This is a genomic window from Streptomyces sp. TRM68367 (genome assembly GCF_014495685.1).
In the GTDB taxonomy this organism is placed as follows: Bacteria; Actinomycetota; Actinomycetes; order Streptomycetales; family Streptomycetaceae; genus Streptomyces.
On record NZ_JACTVI010000063.1, the window covers coordinates 1 to 17,170 of the forward strand.

20 protein-coding genes, 3 tRNA genes and 1 pseudogene are annotated in these 17,170 nt (G+C 70.5%); 17 read left to right on the forward strand and 7 right to left on the reverse strand.

The genetic code is table 11. The features are described 5' to 3' along the window. Window positions 1–95: 95 nt before the first annotated feature. The 3 genes from H8R17_RS30470 to H8R17_RS30480 form a co-directional block, all read right to left on the reverse strand. On the reverse strand, window positions 96–479 hold the full coding sequence (locus H8R17_RS30470; RefSeq protein WP_187826450.1) for a nuclear transport factor 2 family protein: 384 nt from the start codon (window positions 477–479) through the stop codon (window positions 96–98). A 2-nt stretch (window positions 480–481) separates the two neighbouring features. Then, the gene (locus H8R17_RS30475) at window positions 482–1,138 is read right to left on the reverse strand and encodes an SDR family oxidoreductase (protein ID WP_187826451.1); all 657 of its coding nucleotides are present in this window, start codon (window positions 1,136–1,138) and stop codon (window positions 482–484) included. Between the two features lie 130 nt (window positions 1,139–1,268). After that, entirely contained in the window at window positions 1,269–2,525 is a 1,257-nt protein-coding gene (locus H8R17_RS30480; protein WP_187826452.1) for an amidohydrolase family protein, read from the reverse strand. 245 nt (window positions 2,526–2,770) lie between these two features. Here H8R17_RS30480 and H8R17_RS30485 point away from each other — a divergent pair. The 5 genes from H8R17_RS30485 to H8R17_RS30505 all read left to right on the forward strand — a co-directional run bounded on the left by H8R17_RS30485 (window position 2,771) and on the right by H8R17_RS30505 (window position 4,244). Further along, a tRNA-Thr gene (locus H8R17_RS30485) sits at window positions 2,771–2,843 on the forward strand. Window positions 2,844–2,887: 44 nt separating this feature from the next. Continuing rightward, a tRNA-Met gene (locus H8R17_RS30490) sits at window positions 2,888–2,960 on the forward strand. A gap of 88 nt (window positions 2,961–3,048) precedes the next feature. Next, entirely contained in the window at window positions 3,049–3,213 is a 165-nt protein-coding gene (gene rpmG / locus H8R17_RS30495; protein ID WP_003948671.1) for a 50S ribosomal protein L33, read from the forward strand. 147 nt (window positions 3,214–3,360) lie between these two features. After that, window positions 3,361–3,813 carry a MaoC family dehydratase N-terminal domain-containing protein gene (locus tag H8R17_RS30500; protein WP_187826453.1) on the forward strand — a complete coding sequence of 151 codons (453 nt, stop codon included), beginning with the start codon at window positions 3,361–3,363 and terminating at the stop codon, window positions 3,811–3,813. A 2-nt stretch (window positions 3,814–3,815) separates the two neighbouring features. Continuing rightward, window positions 3,816–4,244, forward strand: coding sequence for a MaoC family dehydratase (locus tag H8R17_RS30505; protein ID WP_187826454.1), 429 nt, complete (start codon window positions 3,816–3,818; stop codon window positions 4,242–4,244). 84 nt (window positions 4,245–4,328) lie between these two features. On the opposite strand, the gene H8R17_RS30510 is transcribed toward H8R17_RS30505, so the two are convergent. Continuing rightward, a complete protein-coding gene (locus tag H8R17_RS30510; RefSeq protein ID WP_187826455.1) occupies window positions 4,329–5,546 on the reverse strand; it encodes an MFS transporter in 1,218 nt (405 codons plus the stop codon). Between the two features lie 38 nt (window positions 5,547–5,584). Between H8R17_RS30510 and H8R17_RS30515 the strand changes: the two genes are divergently transcribed. The 3 genes and pseudogenes from H8R17_RS30515 to H8R17_RS30525 all read left to right on the forward strand — a co-directional run bounded on the left by H8R17_RS30515 (window position 5,585) and on the right by H8R17_RS30525 (window position 7,578). Next, complete coding sequence (locus tag H8R17_RS30515; RefSeq protein ID WP_187826456.1) at window positions 5,585–6,181, forward strand: CGNR zinc finger domain-containing protein; 597 nt, start codon at window positions 5,585–5,587, stop codon at window positions 6,179–6,181. 6 nt (window positions 6,182–6,187) lie between these two features. Continuing rightward, a pseudogene (locus H8R17_RS30520) lies at window positions 6,188–6,373 on the forward strand (DUF3291 domain-containing protein); the annotation flags it as partial. Window positions 6,374–6,498: 125 nt separating this feature from the next. Continuing rightward, window positions 6,499–7,578 carry a UDP-N-acetylmuramate dehydrogenase gene (locus H8R17_RS30525; protein WP_187826457.1) on the forward strand — a complete coding sequence of 360 codons (1,080 nt, stop codon included), beginning with the start codon at window positions 6,499–6,501 and terminating at the stop codon, window positions 7,576–7,578. Here H8R17_RS30525 and H8R17_RS30530 read toward each other — a convergent pair. Beyond that, window positions 7,572–8,204: an NAD(P)-dependent oxidoreductase gene (locus H8R17_RS30530; RefSeq protein ID WP_187826458.1), complete on the reverse strand. Its 633-nt coding sequence runs from the start codon at window positions 8,202–8,204 to the stop codon at window positions 7,572–7,574. The genes H8R17_RS30525 and H8R17_RS30530 overlap by 7 nt on opposite strands. A gap of 93 nt (window positions 8,205–8,297) precedes the next feature. Between H8R17_RS30530 and H8R17_RS30535 the strand changes: the two genes are divergently transcribed. After that, the gene (locus H8R17_RS30535) at window positions 8,298–8,912 is read left to right on the forward strand and encodes a TetR/AcrR family transcriptional regulator (RefSeq protein WP_187826459.1); all 615 of its coding nucleotides are present in this window, start codon (window positions 8,298–8,300) and stop codon (window positions 8,910–8,912) included. A gap of 129 nt (window positions 8,913–9,041) precedes the next feature. Here the strand turns inward: H8R17_RS30535 and H8R17_RS30540 are convergent, their stop codons facing one another. Together H8R17_RS30540 and H8R17_RS30545 are read right to left on the reverse strand one after the other, a co-directional pair. Then, window positions 9,042–10,082, reverse strand: a complete 1,041-nt coding sequence (locus tag H8R17_RS30540; protein WP_187826460.1) for an adenosine deaminase — start codon at window positions 10,080–10,082, stop codon at window positions 9,042–9,044. A 123-nt stretch (window positions 10,083–10,205) separates the two neighbouring features. Continuing rightward, a complete protein-coding gene (locus tag H8R17_RS30545) occupies window positions 10,206–11,432 on the reverse strand; it encodes a pyridoxal phosphate-dependent aminotransferase (protein WP_187826461.1) in 1,227 nt (408 codons plus the stop codon). 272 nt (window positions 11,433–11,704) lie between these two features. Here H8R17_RS30545 and H8R17_RS30550 point away from each other — a divergent pair. The 8 genes from H8R17_RS30550 (at window position 11,705) to rplL (ending at window position 17,014) form a co-directional block, all read left to right on the forward strand. Continuing rightward, window positions 11,705–11,777: transfer RNA gene (locus tag H8R17_RS30550), tRNA-Trp, on the forward strand. A gap of 108 nt (window positions 11,778–11,885) precedes the next feature. Beyond that, on the forward strand, window positions 11,886–12,173 hold the full coding sequence (gene secE, locus H8R17_RS30555; protein WP_187826462.1) for a preprotein translocase subunit SecE: 288 nt from the start codon (window positions 11,886–11,888) through the stop codon (window positions 12,171–12,173). Between the two features lie 77 nt (window positions 12,174–12,250). After that, entirely contained in the window at window positions 12,251–13,111 is an 861-nt protein-coding gene (gene nusG, locus H8R17_RS30560; protein WP_187826463.1) for a transcription termination/antitermination protein NusG, read from the forward strand. A 167-nt stretch (window positions 13,112–13,278) separates the two neighbouring features. Beyond that, entirely contained in the window at window positions 13,279–13,713 is a 435-nt protein-coding gene (rplK, locus tag H8R17_RS30565) for a 50S ribosomal protein L11 (protein ID WP_019525223.1), read from the forward strand. A gap of 78 nt (window positions 13,714–13,791) precedes the next feature. Beyond that, window positions 13,792–14,517 carry a 50S ribosomal protein L1 gene (gene rplA, locus H8R17_RS30570; protein WP_187826464.1) on the forward strand — a complete coding sequence of 242 codons (726 nt, stop codon included), beginning with the start codon at window positions 13,792–13,794 and terminating at the stop codon, window positions 14,515–14,517. A gap of 191 nt (window positions 14,518–14,708) precedes the next feature. Continuing rightward, window positions 14,709–15,605 carry a hypothetical protein gene (locus tag H8R17_RS30575; RefSeq protein WP_187826465.1) on the forward strand — a complete coding sequence of 299 codons (897 nt, stop codon included), beginning with the start codon at window positions 14,709–14,711 and terminating at the stop codon, window positions 15,603–15,605. Window positions 15,606–15,979: 374 nt separating this feature from the next. Continuing rightward, the gene (rplJ, locus tag H8R17_RS30580; protein WP_187826466.1) at window positions 15,980–16,507 is read left to right on the forward strand and encodes a 50S ribosomal protein L10; all 528 of its coding nucleotides are present in this window, start codon (window positions 15,980–15,982) and stop codon (window positions 16,505–16,507) included. A gap of 117 nt (window positions 16,508–16,624) precedes the next feature. Further along, window positions 16,625–17,014: a 50S ribosomal protein L7/L12 gene (gene rplL, locus H8R17_RS30585; protein ID WP_187826467.1), complete on the forward strand. Its 390-nt coding sequence runs from the start codon at window positions 16,625–16,627 to the stop codon at window positions 17,012–17,014. Window positions 17,015–17,170 lie beyond the last annotated feature (156 nt).

Genomic DNA, 17,170 nt, shown 5'->3' on the forward strand with positions numbered 1-17,170 from the left:
GGTCTCCCCATACCACAACAACGAGGACCAAGGCCCGAAGCCACGGCTTGTTTCCCGGCAAGCCCTAACTACACGGCATTGGGCCTAGGGCTGGCCTAGGGCACCGTCGCCCGCACATCCATCCGCGTCACCAGCCCGTCCCCGCCGAACCGGTACACATGCTCGACCGTCTCCGGCGCCCACTGGTCGCCCGACGCGTCGCGCATCCTGGGCCGTACAGTCGCCACCACCGCCTCGCCGTCCGCGTCGAGCCGCAGCCCCTCCAGCCGTACGAGCGGATGCCCGGCCGCGAACTGCCGTGCCCAGTAGGCGCGTACCGCATCCCGGCCGCGCAGGCGTGTGCCGTGCAGGACGTCGGGCCAGTTTACGTCGGCCGCCAGGCACTCGGGGATGAACGCGTCCCGCCCCTCGGTCGAGAACACCTCGTACATCCGCCGCAGCAGCGCTTCCCGTACGGCCGGAACCCCCGTTTCCGCCATGGTCAGTTCCCCGCCACCGACTTGACAGCAACCGACACCGGCGCCGACCCGCTGATCAGCTCCAGGGTCAGTCCGGCCGTCGCCGGGGTGTCCACCAACTCCGCCAGTACGGCGGCCACGTCGTCGCGCGGGACCGGGCCGCGGCCGGTGTGCGCCTCCAGGCGGACCAAGCCGGTGCCGGCGTCGTTCGTCAGCTGACCGGGGCGCAGGATCGTCCAGTCCAGGGCGTCGAGGCCGCGCACGTACGCGTCCGCCTCGCCTTTGGCGCGCAGGTACACGTCGAAGACCTCGCTGCCCTCGTGCTTCGGGTTGGCGCCCATGGACGACACGACCACGAAGCGCCGTACGCCCGCCCGGACCGCAGCGTCCGCGAAGAGGACGGCCGCGTTCTTGTCGACCGTGTCCTTGCGGGCCGTTCCGCTGCCCGGGCCCGCGCCCGCCGCGAAGACCGCCGCGTCCGCGCCCCGCAGCCGCTCGGCGACCTCGTCGACCGAGGCCGACTCCAGGTCGAGGACCAGGGGTTCGGCGCCGGCCTGCCGCAGATCGTCGGCCTGTTCGGCCTTGCGGACGATCCCCGCGACCTCGTCCCCGCGCGCGGCGAGCAGCCGTTCCAGCCGCAACGCGATCTGACCATGACCACCAGCGATGACAATGCGCATGTCTTCGACCGTACGCCCGGACGGCCGCATCCGCCGCACGAGTTCGGCCACGCGCCGACCACGCGTGACGGAGCCCTACGACAGCTCCCCGACCTACAACGCCATCCCTGCCCCAGGGCAGCTCCCCGACCTACGGCAATACCCCGCGCCCCTGCCGCGGCAGCCCCAGCTCCGCCGACGCCACCGAACCGCAGTACTCCCGCACCGCGCTGGTCCGCGCCACCACGCGCCCCCGGTGCACCACGATCCGGCTGTACGCCGGCGCCAGCGCCCCCGCGAGCCGGTCGCCGCGCACTGCCAGGAGCTCGGCCGGGAAGCCGGCCTCCACGCGCACCTCGGGCAGGCCCAGCACCGCGCGCGCGGACGCGCTCACGGCGTCGTACGCGTCCTCGGGGCGCAGCCCGTGCCGGGAGGCCAGCAGATACGCCGCCTCCAGGGGGTCGCCGCGCCCCACGGGGTTGGACACGTCCCGCAGCGCGCCGCTCCCGGCGGCGAGCCGCACCCCGGCCGCACGCAGCAGCCGTACCGGAGCCGTGCTGCGGCGCTCCGCGCTCCCGCAGCCGCCCTGCGGCAGGCACACGACCCTCACCCCGGCCGCGGCGAGCTGGTCCGCGGTCCGGGAGGCCACCTCGGCGGGCAGCCGGCCGAGACCGCCGCACGGACTGAGCGTCACCCCGGGGCGCAGCCCGCCCGCCATCGCCGCGAACCGGGCCAGGCGCGCCGGGTCGGCGGCGTCGGTGTGCAGGTCGACGGGGCAGCCGTGCTCGGCGGCGACCTCCAGGACCGCCTCCGCATAACCGGTCGGATCGGGGTCCAGGTCCGGACAGCCGCCCACTACGGAGGCGCCCATCTTCACCGCGTCCCGCAGCATCGCCAGCCCGTCGGCCCCGGCCGCCCCGGTCAGTACGCGCGGCACCGCCACCGTCGTCAGCTCCGCCAGCCCGCGCAGCGCCCGCCGGGCCTGCAAGACCGCGCCCAGCGCGTCCAGCCCCTGGACGTCCCCCACGCGCACATGTGCCCGCACAAAGGTCGCGCCGTGCCCGAGTTGCAGCAGCGCGGCTTCCGTCGCCCGGCGCTGGATGTCCCGGGATTCGTACGAGACCGGTCCGCCGTCGTCGGCCGACAGGGCCGTGTCGGCGTGGGCGTGCGGCTCGGCCGGGGCCGGGAGGAGGAGGTAGCCGTTCAGGTCCACGCGCGCGTGTGGGTCACCGGCCGTCAGGCTGCCGGCCGTGCCCACCGCCTCGATGCGCCCGCCGCTCAGCCGTACGTCCACGGTCCGGCCGTCGGTCAGCCGCGCTCCGCACAGCAGCAGGGAGCCGGACTCGGCAGGACCCGAGGTGGATGACGACGGCGGGCGGGGCGGTGGCTGCGGTCGGCTGTCGGGCATCGCGTTCCTCGGCTCGGGGCTGCGCAGTGGGGGACGCAAGATCACGCAGAGTGAGTCGAGCCTAGGCTGGCGGCCTGCCTGTGGCGGGGAGGAGCGCAATAGTCGTACCGGTGTGGTCCCCGTAGCGGAGAGGCGGGCGAGGCCTGGGAAAACGTGCGTGGAACCGGTGGGTGATCCGGGCCCGGTGGGCCCGCCCAAACGGATTTGGGCGAACGGCGGCGGAGCGTGTAATGTCTTCATCGCTCGCCCCAATAGCTCAGTCGGCAGAGCGTCTCCATGGTAAGGAGAAGGTCAACGGTTCGATTCCGTTTTGGGGCTCTGGTGTGAAGGTTTCCGCCGTGAGGCGGGCCAGATCGCATCAAAGCGGTGTAGCTCAGTCGGTAGAGCAAGCGGCTCATAATCGCTGTGTCACCGGTTCAAGTCCGGTCACCGCTACTGACAGTAGCCGATTGCGGGGTCGGTCCTTCGATCGGCTACTCTTCTTGCGTTATATCAGTCCATCCGTTCGTCAAGGAGCACTCACGTGGCTGCCACCGACGTCCGCCCGAAGATCACGCTGGCCTGCGTGGAGTGCAAGGAGCGGAACTACATCACCAAGAAGAACCGGCGTAACAACCCGGACCGTCTTGAGATGAAGAAGCACTGCCCGCGTTGCAACGCGCACACCGCGCACCGCGAAACGCGATAAAACAGGCTCGTACACGAGGCCGTCCCCGCGCAATCGGGGGCGGCCTCGCGTCGTTTCGTCCGGCCGGTCACCGGTCGGTTCGCAGGTCGATCGCAGGTGAGCCGACCGCAGGCCAACCCAGCAGACATCAGCAGGAGGTGCCGAGCCATGGCGCTCGACCAGTCCTTCGTGGGGCGGACCTATCCGCCCACCGCGCCCTACGAGGTGGGCCGGGAGAAGATCCGTGAGTTCGCCGACGCGATCGGGGACGCCAACCCGGCGTACACGGACGCGGAGGCCGCCAAGGCGCTCGGCCATCCCGACGTGATCGCGCCGCCGACGTTCGTGTTCGCGATCACCTTCAAGGCCGCGCGGCAGGTCGTCGCCGATCCCCAGCTGGGCCTGGACTACAGCCGGGTGGTGCACGGCGACCAGAAGTTCGCCTACGCCCGCCCCGTGCGCGCCGGCGACCGGCTGACGATCACCTCGACGATCGAGGCGATCAAGTCCCTGGCAGGCAACGACATCCTGGACGTCCGCGGCGAGGTGCACGACGAGGCCGGCGAGCACGTCGTCACCGCCTGGACCAAGCTCGTGGCCCGCGCGGCCGAGGAGGCGTGACCATGACGGCGAAGATCGCGTACGCCGACGTCGAGGTCGGCACCGAACTGCCCGCACAGAGCTTCCCCGTGACCCGCGCCACCCTCGTGCAGTACGCGGGCGCCTCCGGCGACTTCAACCCGATCCACTGGAACGAGAAGTTCGCCAAGGAGGTCGGCCTGCCTGACGTCATCGCGCACGGCATGTTCACCATGGCCGAGGCGATCAGGGTGGTCACCGACTGGGTCGCCGACCCGGGCGCGGTCGTGGAGTACGGCGTCCGCTTCACCAAGCCCGTCGTCGTCCCCAACGACGACGCGGGCGCCGTGATCGAGGTCAGCGGCAAGGTCGCGGCCAAGCTCGACGACAACACGGTCCGCGTGGACCTGACGGCGACCAGCGCCGGGCAGAAGGTGCTGGGCATGTCACGGGCGGTCGTACGGCTGGTCTGACGGGGACAGTTTTGCCGTACGACTGCGTCGCGACCTGTGTGTCGTACGACTGTGTAAGGGGCGCCTCGTCAAGGAGGGCGCCCCTTACTCGTGCCTCCCTATGTACCCCTGTTCCTTGAGGTCAGCCTCCGAGCGCCCCCTGCGACAGGGGGCGACCGCGAAGTGGGCCAGCGCCGCCAGGGCCGACACGCCCGCCGCCGTCACCAGCGCGCCGGACAGCGACCGGGAGGCGAGCGGCCCGGCGACTGCCGCGCCCACGGCGAACCCCGTGATCTTCAGGCTGGCGCCCGTGGTGAAGATCTGGCCGCGCAGATGGTCCGGCGCCTCCCGGTGCCGTACCGCGAACAGGGCGGTGAGCTGCGGGCCTTCACCGGCGCCGGCGACCAGGGCGGCGGCGATGACGAGCGCCGGGTGACCGGTCGCGGCCAGGGCGAGCGCGGTGGCCTGGACCAGGGCACCGGCCCACACGATCGTGTCGGGCGCGAGTACGGCCGGAAACCGTGCCAGGGCGGCGTTGGCCGCCAGCGCCGAGACGGCGACGCACGACAGCAGCATCGTGCCGTGACCCGCCGCGCCGAGGACCCGCTCGCCCAGCACGGGAGCGCAGGCGACCAGCATGCCCTCGGCCGTGCAGGACACCACCGAGACGAGGGTGGCCGCGGCCAGAGGCCGGTGGCGCACGATGCAGCGCAGCCCGGCGACGACGGCACCGGCCACCGGAGCGGCCTGCGGGGGAGTCCCCGCCCGCGTGGGTAACCGCCAAGCGGCGGGCAGGGCCAGCCCGATGAGTACGACGGACACCACCACCGCGGCCGGCGCCCCGAGCAGTTCCGCCGCGCCGCCTGCGAGGGCGGGCCCGGCCAGACCGGCGGCACTGAACGTCATCGCGTCGAGCGCGGTCGCGCGCGGCAGGCGCTGCGACGGCGCCACCCTGGGCAACTGGGCCGTCCAGCCGCCCGCCAGGGCAGGCCCGAACAGGCCCGTGACCACGGCGATCAGGAGAGTGACGGCGACCGGCCAGCGGCCCAGCCCCGTGAGAACCACGGCCAGTCCCGCCCCGTACAGGGCGAGCGCGACGGCCAGCACGCGGCCCGGCCGTACCGCCCGGTCGAGGAGCACCCCGAGCACCGGCCCGCCCACCGCGGCGGCGACCGTGAGCCCCGCGAGCAGCGAGGACGCCTCCGCCGCCGACCCCGCGACCGCGAAACCGGCCAGCAGCAGCGCGGGACCGGACATGTCGTCCCCGATCCGTGCCACGGTCGCACCGGCGAGATGGACCCGTAGTCCGTAACGTCTCTCCATCGGATGGACGTTACGGAGGTAACTCAAAGGTGAGCAATATGCGTTACAATCGATCCGTGTCGTCCACCCCGCGCGACTGGTCCACCCGCCACTCCGTCTCGGCTGTCGCCCAGCGCGCCGCCGCCCTGGTCAACGTCCTGACCGGAGGCGACACCCCGACTGCCGAGGCTGTCGCGGAGGTGCTGCGCGCCTACGGCGAGACCGACTCCCTCGGCCTCACCACGCGGGACGTCACCGCGATGCGCGAGGCCGCCGTCCTGCTCCGGGAGGTCTTCGCCGCCGAGCACGTGGACCAAGCGGCCACCACCCTCAACCGGCTCCTGCCGGACCGCACCGGTCCGCTCCGCCTGACCTCGCACGGCGGCCGCGCGCCCTGGCATCCGCATCTCGACCGCGACGACGACGCCCCCTGGGGGGAGTGGTTCCTCGCCTCCTCGTGCCTGGCGCTGACCGTACTGGTCTGGGACCGCCAGCGCCCACCCGGCCGGATCTGCGCCTCGCCGAGCTGTGGGAACGTCTTCCTGACCCAGGGGCGCGGCCCGGAGCGCCATTACTGCTCGCGCCGCTGTGCCACCCGGGAGCGCGTCGCGGCACACCGGCGGGGCCGGACCGCCAACCGGGATCCCTTGACTTAGTTAGTGACCTTCTGGACGCTGTCCGCCTGGGAGTCGCCGGAGGCGCTCAGGGGGTTCGCCCGCTCCGGCGCCCACGCACCCACGTCCCGGGGCCTGGTCCCGCAGATGCAGGACGCGAAGTTCGTCACCTGGACGGCGAAGAGCGACGACCTCCCGCTCGGCTGGGCGGAGGCCTTCCGGCACCTGACATGAGCGGCACGCGCGCGTGCGGCCCTGTTTCTCACGAGCGGGGCCGTACGCGCGCGTGGGCACCTACGAACTGTCGTACCTGCTCCGTGTGGCAGCCCCTGTCAGTACCGTCTCGTACTCTTATCGGCGTGCAGGAACTCCACGACGCCCCCCTCGCCCCGCTGACCACCTTCCGGCTGGGCGGCCCCGCCACCCGGCTGGTCACCGCGACGACCGACGCCGAGGTGGTCGCCGCCCTCCGGGAGGCCGATGACACCGGCACGCCCCTGCTGCTCATCGGCGGCGGCTCGAACCTGGTCATCGGCGACAAGGGCTTCGAGGGCACCGCACTCGTCATCGCCACCAAGGGCTTCGCCCTCGACGGCACGCGGCTGGAGCTGGCCGCCGGCGAGGTGTGGACCGACGCCGTCGCCCGCACGGTCGAGGCCGGGCTCGCCGGCGTCGAGTGCCTGGCCGGCATCCCCGGCTCGGCGGGCGCGACCCCGATCCAGAACGTCGGCGCGTACGGCCAGGAGGTCTCCTCGACGATCACCGAGGTGATCGCGTACGACCGGAGGACCCGCATGACGGTCACCATCCCGAACGCGGACTGTGCCTTCTCCTACCGCCACAGCCGCTTCAAGGCCGACCCCGAGCGGTTCGTCGTCCTGCGCGTCCGCTTCGAGCTGGAGGACGCCGACGGGCTGTCGGGCCCCCTCAAGTACGCCGAGACGGCCCGGACCCTCGGCGTCGACCCAGGCGAGCGCGTAGCGCTCGACGCGGCCCGCGACACGGTGCTCAAGCTGCGCGCCGGGAAGGGCATGGTCCTGGACCCCGAGGACCACGACACCTGGTCCGCCGGTTCGTTCTTCACCAACCCGATCCTCACCGAAGCCGAGTTCGCCGCGTTCCGCGCGCGCGTGAGTGAGCGCCTGGGCCCCGACGCCGAGCCGCCCGCGTACCCGGCGGGGGAGGGCCGCACCAAGACCTCCGCGGCCTGGCTCATCGACAAGGCGGGCTTCACCAAGGGCTACGGCACCGGCCCCGCCCGCATCTCCACCAAGCACACGCTCGCGCTCACCAACCGGGGCGGGGCGACCACGGAGGACCTCCTGGCCCTGGCCCGCGAGGTCGTCGCCGGCGTCCGCGACGCCTTCGGCATCACGCTGGTCAATGAGCCGGTGACAGTCGGAGTCAGTCTCTCTGAAGGTCCCGAACCCCCTCAGTAGGCCACGCCCACGCCCTGCTTCACGGTGGCCGCGTCGTCCACCATCGCCAGCATCGCGTGGGCCACGTCGGCGCGCCCGATGAACCGCCCCTTCACCGGAAACCCCCCGACGACCGACCGGTACACCCCGCCGACCGGCTTGTCCAGCAGCCGCGGCGGCCGTACGGCCGTCCAGTCCGTGGAGCTGCGGGCCATCGCGTCCTCCATCGCCCGCAGGTCGACGTAGACGTCCTTGAGGACGGCGGAGACGACGCCGCGCACGGCCCGGGCCAGGAGGCCGTCGCCCTCCGGCTCGGGCCCGACCGGCGCCGCGCTCACCACCAGCAGCCGTCGCGTCCCCTCCGCCTCCATGGCGTCCAGAACCGTGCGGGTCAGCCGGGTCGCCACGCCTGCGCCCCTGCGGCTGCGGGCCCCCAGCCCGGACAGCACCGCATCCCGCCCCGCGACCGCCGGGCGTACGGCCGCCGGGTCGGTCAGGTCGGACCGAAACACCTCCAGGCCCTCCCCGGTCACGGACAGGCGCGCGGGATCCCGTACGACCGCGGTGACCTGGTGACCGGCGTTCAGTGCCTGCCGGACCACCTCCCCGCCGACACCTCCGGTGGCGCCGAAGATCGTGAGCCTCATGACGTACCCCCATCTTGGTGGGTGAGTATTCACTCACCCTCTCCCTGTAGGGTGGGTAAGTACTCACTCACCTGTCAAGCGCAAGGGACCCCCATGGCATCCACCGAGTCCCCGGGGCGGCGGCCGGCTCGCGTCCGCATCCTGGACGCCGCCCACGAGCTGATGCTCAGCGTGGGGCTGGCGCGCGCCACGACCAAGGAGATCGCCCGGGCCGCCGACTGTTCCGAGGCCGCGCTGTACAAGTACTTCGAGAGCAAGGAGGAACTGTTCATCCGCGTCCTGTCGGAGCGGCTGCCGCAACTCACCCCACTCCTGCGCAGCCTGGCCGCCGAGCCGGGACAGGGCACGCTGGCGGAGAACCTCACCGAAATCGCCCGCCAGGCGGCCCTCTTCTACGAGCAGAGCTTCCCGATCGCCGCCTCCCTGTACGCCGAGACCCAGCTCAAGCGGCGGCACGACGCCGCGATGCGGGAGATGGGTATGGGCCCGCACATACCGATCGAGGGCCTCGACGCGTATCTCCGCGCCGAACAGGCCGCAGGGCGGGTCAGCGCCGAAGCGGACACCGTCGCGGCGGCCTCACTCCTCCTCGGTGCGTGCGCCCAGCGAGCCTTCGTGTACGAGGCCAGCGCCGATGGCCGCCCCCCACTGGACGACTTCGCCCAACGCCTCACCCACACACTGCTGACCGGAATAACCCAGCCGTAGCCGCACCGTGCCGACACCGGCGCCCGGCGTTGGGGTGGGCCGGGCAGGTGCTACGCGCACCCCCACCCCACCCGCGCACGCCGCCGCAGGCATACAACACAACCCGCACCCGACCACTCACCGCACCGGCTACGCCACCCCAGCCGACAACCAGTCGTCCACCCCGGCCAGCAGCTTCGTCTTCACATCGTCCGGCGCTGCCGATGCCCGTACCGACTGCCGGGCCAGTTCCGCAAGCTCCGCGTCCGTGAAGGCGTGATGGTGGCGGGCGATCTCGTACTGGGCCGCCAGGCGGGAGCCGAACAGCAAGGGGTCGTCCGCGCCCAGGGCCAGGGGGACACCGGCATCGTAGAGCCCGCGCAGGGGGACGTCCTCCGGCTTCTCGTACACGCCCAGCGCGACATTCGACGCCGGACACACCTCGCACGTCACCCCCCTGTCGGCCAGCCGCTTCAACAGCCGCGGATTCTCCGCCGCCCGCACCCCGTGACCGATCCGGTCCGCCTCCAGGTCGTCCAGACAGTCCCGCACCGACGCCGGCCCGGTCAGCTCGCCCCCGTGCGGCGCCGACAGCAGCCCCCCGTCCCGCGCGATCGCGAACGCCCGGTCGAAGTCCCGCGCCATACCCCGACGCTCGTCGTTCGACAGGCCGAAGCCGACCACACCCCGGTCGGCGTACCGCACCGCCAGCCGGGCCAGCGTGCGCGCGTCCAGCGGATGCTTCATCCGGTTCGCGGCCACCAGCACCCGCATCCCCAGCCCGGTCTCCCGCACCGCCGAATCCACCGCGTCCAGGATGACCTCCAGCGCCGGAATCAGCCCACCCAGCCGAGGCGCGTACGACGTCGGATCCACCTGGATCTCCAGCCAGCCGGAGCCGTCCCGCAGATCCTCCTCAGCCGCCTCCCGCACCAGCCGCTGGATGTCCTCCGGCTCCCGCAGACACGAGCGCGCCGCGTCGTACAGCCGCTGAAAGCGGAACCAACCCCGCTCGTCCGTCGCCCGCAGTCTCGGCGGTTCCCCGCTCGTCAGCGCCTCGGTCAGCGCTTCGGGCAGACGCACGCCGTACTTGTCGGCAAGCTCCAGCAGGGTGCCGGGCCGCATCGACCCGGTGAAGTGCAGATGCAGATGCGCTTTCGGCAGCTCAGAGACATCACGTACACGCTCCATCCCAGGATCCTGCCGCACGCCCCGCCGACCTCGGTAGCGGAATCCCCGAACGTGGTCTTGCTCGCACAAGTGAATGGGGGCACATACCAAACTGGTATGTGCCCCCAGAAACAAGGGGAACCGTCAGTCCCTGGCCTCCGCCAGCAGCTTCTGCATCCGGCTCACACCCTCGACGAGATCCTCGTCCCCGAGCGCGTACGACAGCCGCAGATACCCCGGCGTACCGAACGCCTCACCCGGAACCACCGCCACCTCGGCCTCCTCCAGGACGATCGCGGCCAGCTCGACCGTGTTCTGCGGCCGCTTGCCCCGGATCTCCTTGCCGATCAGCGCCTTCACCGACGGGTAGGCATAGAACGCACCCTCCGGCTCCGGGCACACCACACCGTCGATCTCGTTCAGCATCCGCACGATGGTCCGGCGACGCCGGTCGAACGCCTCCCGCATCTTCGCCACCGCGTCCAGGTCACCCGAAACCGCGGCCAGCGCCGCCACCTGCGCGACGTTCGACACGTTCGACGTCGCGTGCGACTGCAGGTTCGTCGCGGCCTTCACCACGTCCTTCGGACCGATGATCCACCCGACCCGCCAGCCGGTCATGGCGTACGTCTTGGCGACACCGTTGACGACGACGCACTTGTCGCGCAGCTCCGGCAGCAGCGCGGGCAGCGACACGGACGCGGCGTCGCCGTACACCAGGTGCTCGTAGATCTCGTCGGTCAGCACCCACAGCCCGTGCTCCAGGGCCCAGCGGCCGATAGCGTCGGTCTCGGCCTCGCTGTACACAGCACCGGTCGGGTTGGACGGCGACACGAAGAGGACGACCTTCGTCTTCTCCGTGCGGGCCGCCTCCAGCTGCTCCACCGACACCCGGTAGCCCGTCGTCTCGTCGGCGACCACCTCGACCGGGACACCGCCCGCGAGCCGGATCGACTCGGGGTACGTCGTCCAGTACGGCGCCGGGACGATCACCTCGTCGCCCGGGTCGAGAATCGCGGCGAAGGCCTCGTAGATGGCCTGCTTGCCGCCGTTGGTGACCAGGATCTGCGACACGTCCGGCTCGTAGCCGGAGTCGCGCAGCGTCTTCGCGGCGAGCGCGGCCTTCAGCTCGGGCAGGCCGCCGGCCGGCGTGTAGCGGTGGTACTTCGGGTTCTTGCAGGCCTCGATCGCGGCCTCGACGATGTAGTCGGGGGTCGGGAAGTCGGGCTCACCGGCGCCGAAGCCGATCACCGGACGTCCGGCGGCCTTCAGGGCCTTGGCCTTGGCGTCCACGGCGAGGGTGGCGGACTCGGAGATCGCGCCGACTCGGGCGGAGACCCGGCGCTCGGTGGGAGGGTTTGCAGCGCTCATGGGGCCCATCGTTTCAGACCGGAAACGCGCGCGGCACGTGGGTTTCACAGACTGAACAACGCCAGGCAACCCCCGGAACAACAGTCCGTATCGACGGCACGGCCAGGGCGATCTTCGGCCAACGAGTGGCCGACCGGGGCCCTCACGGGCCTTTTCTGTTCGACGACCGGCCCAGGACCACGTACACTTTCACCTCGTTGGCCATCAGCGGCCCGCGCTCATCCGGTGCACACCGGCACTCGGACGGATGCGGTACGTTGGGGGGCACGCAAAGGGTCGTAGCTCAATTGGTAGAGCACTGGTCTCCAAAACCAGCGGTTGGGGGTTCAAGTCCCTCCGGCCCTGCTACACACACCTTCGCCAGGATGTGTGCGCATGTACGTACAGCAATGCACCGCCGTGCGGCTCAGACCGGGCGCGGCACGGCCACGACCCGGAATCAGGTGAGGACGAGTGACGGACGCCGTGGGCTCCATCGACATGCCTGATGCCCAGGATGAGGCGCCGGAGTCCAAGAAGAAGAACCGCAAGGGCGGAAAGCGGGCCAAGAAGGGCCCGCTGAAGCGCCTTGCCCTCTTCTACCGCCAGATCGTCGCGGAGCTCCGCAAGGTCGTCTGGCCGACGCGCAACCAGCTGACGTCGTACACGACCGTGGTGATCATCTTCGTGGCCATCATGATCGGCCTGGTGACCGTGATTGACTATGGGCTCAGCCACGCCGCCAAGTACGTCTTCGGCTGAGCCGAGAGCGAAGGGCGCCGTCACCGGCGCCCCTTTCGCGTGTTCCACCCCTATGTATCCAGGAAGAAGCAGCCACCGTGTCTGACCCGAACGTGAACGACGCAATCGAGCCGGATGCGTCCGTGGAAGACGAGCTCGACATCGTTGAGGGCGCGGACGAGGACCTGGACGAGGTCGAGGCTGCCGACGCCGCCACGGACGAGCCGGCCGAGGAGGCCGCCGTCTCCGCCGAGGAGCCCGCGGAATCCGAGGGGTCCGAGGAGTCCGACCACGAATCCGCCGTGTCCGCGGACGAGGCGGAGGCCGCGGAAGAGCCCGAGCAGGACCCGGTCGAGACCCTCCGCGCGGAACTGAAGTCCCTGCCCGGCGAGTGGTACGTCATCCACACGTACGCCGGTTACGAGAACCGCGTGAAGACCAACCTGGAGCAGCGCGCCGTCTCGCTGAACGTCGAGGACTACATCTTCCAGGCCGAGGTGCCGCAGGAGGAGGTCGTCCAGATCAAGAACGGCGACCGCAAGACGATCAAGCAGAACAAGCTGCCGGGTTACGTCCTGGTCCGCATGGACCTGACCAACGAGTCCTGGGGCGTCGTCCGCAACACGCCCGGCGTCACCGGCTTCGTGGGCAACGCCTACGACCCGTACCCGCTGACCCTGGACGAGATCGTCAAGATGCTCGCCCCCGAGGCCGAGGAGAAGGCCGCCCGCGAGGCCGCCGAGGCCGAGGGCAAGCCGGCGCCGCAGCGCAAGGTCGAGGTCCAGGTGCTGGACTTCGAGGTGGGCGACTCGGTCACCGTCACCGACGGCCCGTTCGCCACCCTCCAGGCGACCATCAACGAGATCAACCCCGACTCGAAGAAGGTCAAGGGCCTGGTGGAGATCTTCGGCCGCGAGACGCCGGTCGAGCTGAGCTTCGACCAGATCCAGAAGAACTAGCACCTTCTGGAACGAGAGCCACCGGCCAGGTCAGACAGGCTGCTGAAGCCTGTCTGACCTGCTCGGTTTTAAGCTGCGCAACCCTACCCGTTAAGGTTGTGCGGTTGCCTGTGGGCAGTTGCCTTCGGGTAGTGAAGCAAACCAAACGAAACGGGAGAGGACCCGGAATGCCTCCCAAGAAGAAGAAGGTCACGGGGCTCATCAAGCTCCAGATCCAGGCCGGCGCCGCCAACCCGGCCCCGCCGGTCGGCCCCGCGCTGGGCCAGCACGGCGTGAACATCATGGAGTTCTGCAAGGCCTACAACGCCGCGACCGAGTCGCAGCGCGGTTGGGTCATCCCGGTGGAGATCACGGTCTACGAGGACCGTTCCTTCACCTTCATCACCAAGACGCCGCCGGCCGCGAAGATGATCCTCAAGGCCGCGGGCGTGGAGAAGGGCTCCGGCGAGCCGCACAAGACCAAGGTCGCGAAGATCACCCGCGAGCAGGTCCGCGAGATCGCCACCACCAAGATGCCCGACCTCAACGCCAACGACCTGGACGCCGCCGAGAAGATCATCGCCGGCACCGCCCGTTCCATGGGCGTCACGGTCGAGGGCTGACCCTCAACCTCGTAAGCCAACCCGTGGCAGGGCCTGCTCGGCCCGGACCACGACTCCTAGAACACACAGGAGCTTTCAGTGAGCAAGCGCAGCAAGTCTCTCCGCGCTGCGGACGCCAAGGTCGACCGGGAGAAGCTCTACGCCCCGCTCGAGGCCGTCCGTCTCGCCAAGGACACCTCCACGACCAAGTTCGACGGCACCGTCGAGGTCGCCCTGCGTCTGGGTGTCGACCCGCGCAAGGCCGACCAGATGGTCCGTGGCACCGTGAACCTCCCGCACGGCACCGGTAAGACCGCCCGGGTCCTGGTCTTCGCGACCGGTGACCGTGCCGAGGCCGCGACTGCCGCGGGCGCCGACATCGTCGGCTCCGACGAGCTGATCGACGAGGTGTCGAAGGGCCGCCTGGACTTCGACGCCGTCGTCGCCACCCCGGACCTCATGGGCAAGGTCGGCCGCCTCGGCCGCGTGCTCGGTCCCCGTGGTCTGATGCCGAACCCGAAGACCGGCACCGTGACCCCGGACGTCGCCAAGGCCGTCACCGAGATCAAGGGCGGCAAGATCGAGTTCCGTGTCGACAAGCACGCGAACCTGCACTTCATCATCGGCAAGACGTCCTTCGACGACTCCAAGCTGGTGGAGAACTACGGCGCCGCGATCGACGAGATCCTGCGTCTGAAGCCCTCCGCCGCCAAGGGCCGTTACATCAAGAAGGCCGCCATCACCACCACGATGGGCCCCGGCATCCCGGTCGACCCGAACCGCACCCGCAACCTCCTCGTCGAGGAGGACCCGGCCGCGGTCTGAGCCGACGGCTCACCCGGTTCGACGACGGGCCCCACACCTGCAAGGGTGCGGGGCCCGTCCCCTTTTCCGGGGCCGTGGCCGCCAGGTGTGCCCGCTGTGGCGTTCGGGGAACGAGTGTCAGTGGCCTGCGCTAGCGTGCAGAGCACGGGACGGTCACCGGATCCGTACAGGGGGACGCAGGGGTGGGAGCAATGACGAGGACGACCGTGCGCCGCGTGAGTCTCTCGCTCGCGCTGGCGGCCGCGCTGGCGGCCACGGCGGCCTGCGCCTCCTCCGACGGTCCTGGAAAGGACGGCCCCGGGAAGGACGGCCACGCCGCCCACCGCAGCACTCCGCGGCCCGCCTCCCTGGCCGCCCTGCGCACCGCCGAGCGCTCCACCGGCCGGGCCGACTCCGCGCGGGTGGAGTCCACGACCACCATGGGCTCCCTGATGTCCATGACGGCCGACGGCACACTCTCCTGGGGCGACGGCATCACCGGCACCCTCACCATCACGTACACGGGCGGCACGATGGCGGACACGATGCGCCGCCTCGGCACCACCTCGATGGAAGCCCGCTATCTCCCCGACGCCTACTACGCGCGGATGGGCGAGAAGTTCGCCGCGAACTCCGGCGGAAGGCACTGGATCCGGTACGCGTACGACGATCTGGAGCACCTCGCCGGCACCTCCGGCGCCCTCCTCACCGAGCACATGCGGGGAACCACGCCCCAGCAGTCCGTGAAGCTCCTGCTGGCTTCCGGGGACGTCCGCAGGGTCGGCGAGGAGACGGTCCGCGGCCGCCGTACGACGCACTACTCGGGCACGGTCGACGCGGCGGACGTCACCGACGCGGGACTGCGGAAGCAGCTCACCGAGGCCGGCGTCAGCACGGAGACCGTCGACGTGTGGGTCGACGGCCAGGACCTGCTGGTCAAGAAGGTGGAGAAGGTGCGGACGGCGACGGGCCTGCTGACCCAGACCGCGCACTACGGCGACTACGGCGTCCAGGTCGCGGCGAAGAGACCCCCGGCGGCCGATACCGAGGACTTCGAGGACCTGGTGAGAAAGCAGGCCGGCGGTACCCCCCTGCCGCACGCCTCCTGAGCGGCACCGGCTCCGCCCGCACGCGGACGGCATCACGTCCTTCACGTGGGCCGAGATCATGGGGAGCGCCGAGGGCTGACACAACCACCCCGTTTTGACGCCTTACGTGTCAAGCACGTACTCTCTGACGGAAGCCAAAGACCGCTGGTCGTTGCCGCACGCTCGAATGAGGGTGCGGTGGCCGAAGGATCCGCTGAACTGCGGACGACCCGCGCAGGTGACAGTGGAAGAGCTCCTGGAGCATGTGCGTCCGTCGGGACGTGTGTGCAGCCGGTCGAGCTTCGCCCCGTGCGCCTGCGCCCGGGGCGTTTCGTTTTCCCCAGTCCTCCTTCGGGTCCGCGCGGTCCGAATCACCCGGAAGGAGGCCGAGGCTCATGGCGAGGCCTGACAAGGTCGATGCCGTCGTGGAGATGCGGGACAAGTTCCGCAACGCCAACGCGGCCGTCGTTACCGCGTACACCGGTCTCACCGTCGCGCAGCTCCAGCAGCTGCGTCGTTCACTCGGTGAGAACGCTCAGTACCGTGTGGCGAAGAACACGCTGACCAAGATTGCGGCCCGCGAGGCCGGGATCACCGCGCTCGACGACCTCTTCGCGGGTTCGTCGGCGGTCGCTTTCGTGACCGGTGACCCGGTCGAGGCGGCGAAGGGTCTGCGTGACTTCGCCAAGGACAACCCGAGTCTCGTCATCAAGGGCGGTGTCCTTGACGGCAAGGCGATGACCGCCGACGAGATCAAGAAGCTTGCGGACCTCGAGTCCCGCGAGGTCCTGCTTTCCAAGCTGGCCGGTGCCTTCAAGGCGAAGCAGTCCCAGGCTGCCTCCGTCTTCCAGGCGCTGCCGACGAAGCTCGTCCGCACCGTGGACGCGCTGCGCGCCAAGCAGGAAGAGGGCGGTGCCGAGTAACTCGGCTCGCACACCGGCCGCCGCTGCCTGAACGCGGAGGCCGATCGAGCGGGCCAGACGTACGCCCGCCGCATCAGTACACCCGGCACCTGCCGATTTAGTGGAAGGACCGCCATCATGGCGAAGCTCAGCCAGGAAGACCTGCTCGCGCAGTTTGAGGAGATGACCCTCATCGAGCTCTCCGAGTTCGTGAAGGCGTTCGAGGCGAAGTTCGACGTCGAGGCCGCCGCCGCTGCCCCGGTCGTCGTCGCCGGTGGTGCCGCCGGTGGCGCTGCCGCCGAGGCTGAGCCGGAGAAGGACGAGTTCGACGTCGTCCTCACCGGTGCCGGTGACAAGAAGATCCAGGTCATCAAGGTCGTGCGCGAGCTGACCTCCCTGGGCCTGAAGGAGGCCAAGGACCTGGTCGACGCCGCGCCGAAGCCGGTGCTCGAGAAGGTCGCCAAGGACGCCGCTGACAAGGCCAAGGAGGCCCTCGAGGGCGCCGGCGCCTCAGTCGAGGTCAAGTAACACCTCCGCAGGGTCCCGCGGGGCCTTGTGACGGGGTCCCCAGGGGCCCTGTAACGCCCAAGCACTGAAGAGCGATCATCCAATCGGGTGGTCGCTCTTCAGCGTCTTCGGGCCTGCGGTCGCGGCTGCCTTGCGTGTGAGGCACCGGAGAGTAGG